The 3,659-nt window shown below is 62.2% G+C and carries 2 rRNA genes; both read right to left on the bottom strand.

Going from position 1 to position 3,659, the window contains the following annotated elements:
- Positions 1–52 precede the first annotated feature (52 nt).
- Positions 53–169: ribosomal RNA gene (rrf, locus tag E6A21_RS17645) — 5S ribosomal RNA — on the bottom strand.
- Between the two features lie 225 nt (positions 170–394).
- Positions 395–3,524: ribosomal RNA gene (locus E6A21_RS17640) — 23S ribosomal RNA — on the bottom strand.
- Positions 3,525–3,659 lie beyond the last annotated feature (135 nt).

Here is a 3,659-nt window from a genome sequence, read left to right as displayed (position 1 = left end):
TAAATGCGTCGAGGGCCCCACGGTCGTTGTGGGGCCCTCGGCGGGTGGTGTTGTCCGGCGGTGTCCTACTCTCCCACACCCTCGCGGGTGCAGTACCATCGGCGCTGTGGGGCTTAGCTTCCGGGTTCGGGATGGGTCCGGGCGTTTCCCCCACGCTATGGCCGCCGTAACCTTCTCTCCTCGCGCCCCCGGGTGGCGGGGGTGGGGAAGCGTGCGGGTTGCGGTGGGCCGGCCCTGGGGGCCGGCGCGCGGTGCTGTATTCGGTTGTGCTGTATTCGGTGCTGCTGTGGTGTTCCCCGGTGGCCCGGTCCCCGGCCCCGTGGTATGGGGGTGGGGCGGGGGTGGGGTTTGTTGTCTGGGGACCGTAGAGTGGACGCGGGCAGTGTTCCGTGTGTGTGTGAGGCTGTCGGCCTATTAGTACCGGTCGGCTTCGCAGGTCTTCAGTCCCTGCTTCCACGTCCGGCCTATCAACCCAGTGGTCTGCTGGGGGCCTTCCAGGCTCGCGCCTGCGGAGATCTCATCTTGAAGCGGGCTTCCCGCTTAGATGCTTTCAGCGGTTATCCCATCCGAACGTAGCCAAGCAGCGGTGCACCTGGCGGTACAACTGCCACACCAGAGGTTCGTCCGTCCCGGTCCTCTCGTACTGGGGACAGCCCTTCTCAGATCTCCTGCGCGCGCAGCGGATAGGGACCGAACTGTCTCACGACGTTCTAAACCCAGCTCGCGTACCGCTTTAATGGGCGAACAGCCCAACCCTTGGGACCTACTCCAGCCCCAGGATGCGACGAGCCGACATCGAGGTGCCAAACCATGCCGTCGATATGGACTCTTGGGCAAGATCAGCCTGTTATCCCCGAGGTACCTTTTATCCGTTGAGCGACGGCCCTTCCACGAGGTGCCGCCGGATCACTAGTCCCGACTTTCGTCCCTGCTCGAGATGCCTCTCTCGCAGTCAAGCCCCCTTGTGCACTTGCACTCGACACCTGGTTGCCGACCAGGCTGAGGGGACCTTTGGGCGCCTCCGTTACCCTTTGGGAGGCAACCGCCCCAGTTAAACTACCCGTCAGGCACTGTCCCTGGCCCGGATCACGGGCCGAGGTTGAGATGCCCAAAGCGACCAGAGTGGTATTTCAACGGCGACTCCGCCGGCACTGGCGTGCCGGCCTCGCAGTCTCCCACCTATCCTACACAAGCCGCTCCGAACACCAATACCAAACTATAGTGAAGGTCTCGGGGTCTTTCCGTCCTGCTGCGCGTAACGAGCATCTTTACTCGTAGTGCAATTTCGCCGAGCTCGCGGTCGAGACAGCGGGGAAGTCGTTACTCCATTCGTGCAGGTCGGAACTTACCCGACAAGGAATTTCGCTACCTTAGGATGGTTATAGTTACCACCGCCGTTTACTGGGGCTTGAATTCTCCGCTTCGCCCCACGGATGGGGCTGACAGGTCCTCTTAACCTTCCAGCACCGGGCAGGAGTCAGTCCGTATACATCGTCTTGCGACTTCGCACGGACCTGTGTTTTTAGTAAACAGTCGCTTCCCCCTGGTCTCTGCGACCCCTCCCCGCTCGCCGCCGCATGGGCGGTCCACGGTCGGGGTCCCCCTTCTCCCGAAGTTACGGGGGCATTTTGCCGAGTTCCTTGACCGCGATTCTCTCGATCGCCTCGGTATTCTCTACCTGATCACCTGTGTCGGTTTGGGGTACGGGCGGCTAGGACCTCGCGCCGATGCTTTTCTAGGCAGCATAGGATCACCCGATCCCCCCTCGCGGGGGTCCCGTCGGACCTGAGGCTCATGGACGGCGGATTTGCCGGCCGTCCGCCCTGCATCCTTGGACCAGGACTACCATCGCCTGGCCGGGCTGCCTTCCTGCGTCACACCTGTTAATGCGCTTGCCTCGGGGCCTCGGTTCCCGCGCTCACCCCGCCCCCGCAGCGCCCCGAAGGGCGCACGGGTCACGGGGATCCGTCGGTTAGCATCGGCCCTCCGGCACTGGCGGTCCTTCGCCGGTACGGGAATATCGACCCGTTGTCCATCGACTACGCCTGTCGGCCTCGCCTTAGGTCCCGACTCACCCAGGGCAGATTAGCTTGACCCTGGAACCCTTGATCATCCGGCGGACGGGTTTCCCACCCGTCTTTCGCTACTCATGCCTGCATTCTCACTCGTGCGGGCTCCACCGCTCGGTCACCCGGCGGCTTCGCTGCCCGCACGACGCTCCCCTACCCAGCCCCACCCCTGAACCACGAAGGCTAGGGACACATGAGGCTGCCGCGGCTTCGGCGGTGTGCTTGAGCCCCGCTACATTGTCGGCGCGGAATCACTTGACCAGTGAGCTATTACGCACTCTTTCAAGGGTGGCTGCTTCTAAGCCAACCTCCTGGTTGTCTCTGCGACTCCACATCCTTTCCCACTTAGCACACGCTTGGGGGCCTTAGCCGGCGGTCTGGGCTGTTTCCCTCTCGACCACGGAGCTTATCCCCCGCGGTCTCACTGCTGCGCTCTGTCTTGCCGGCATTCGGAGTTTGGCTGACGTCAGTAACCTGGTCGGGCCCATCGGCCATCCAGTAGCTCTACCTCCGGCAAGGAACACGCAACGCTGCACCTAAATGCATTTCGGGGAGAACCAGCTATCACGGGGTTTGATTGGCCTTTCACCCCTACCCACAGCTCATCCCCTCCATTTTCAACTGAAGTGGGTTCGGTCCTCCACGACGTCTTACCGTCGCTTCAACCTGGCCATGGGTAGATCACCCCGCTTCGGGTCTAGACCGCGCCACTGAACGCCCTGTTCAGACTCGCTTTCGCTGCGGCTCCCCCACACGGGTTAACCTCGCGACACGGCACTAACTCGCAGGCTCATTCTTCAAAAGGCACGCCATCACCGGAACATGCCGGCTCTGACGGATTGTAGGCGCACGGTTTCAGGCACTCTTTCACTCCCCTCCCGGGGTACTTTTCACCTTTCCCTCACGGTACTTGTCCGCTATCGGTCATCGGGTAGTATTCAGGCTTATCAGGTGGTCCTGACAGATTCGCACGGGATTTCTCGGGCCCCGTGCTACTCGGGGACACCCGCAAGGGCATGGAAACAGGCATTCAAGGCTACGGGACTCACACCCACTCCGGCCGGCCGTTCAAGACCGTTCGCCTATACCCGTCCACACCCCGGCACGCCGGCAGACGCACCAAGCAGGACCCCACAACCCCATGCGCGCAACCCCTGCCGGGTATCGCACGCGCACAGTTTGGCCCTCGTCCGCGTTCGCTCGCCACTACTGACGGAATCACTGTTGTTTTCTCTTCCTGCGGGTACTGAGATGTTTCACTTCCCCGCGTTCCCCCCACACCGCCTATGCGTTCAGCGGCAGGTCACCGCACATGACATGCGGCGGGGTTTCCCCATTCGGACACCCTGGGATCAACGTCCGGTTATCGACTCCCCCAGGCTTATCGCAGATTCCCACGTCCTTCATCGGCTCCCGATGCCAAGGCATCCACCGTACGCCCTTGAAAACCTCGCACCCACACGGGCGCGGAACACTCTCCAAGGATCAAAAACAAGGCCACACACCCCACCGCCCGACAGGCGGCAGGGCACAAAGACCAAGAAACAAGAAGAAGAAATTGCACACGGCACCACCACAGCCCGCCCACCA

Source organism: Sinomonas susongensis (assembly GCF_005877005.1).
GTDB classification, from domain to species: Bacteria; Actinomycetota; Actinomycetes; order Actinomycetales; family Micrococcaceae; genus Sinomonas; species Sinomonas susongensis.
The sequence above is the reverse complement of the archived record's forward strand: the minus strand, read 5'-3'. Positions and strand labels throughout refer to the sequence as shown.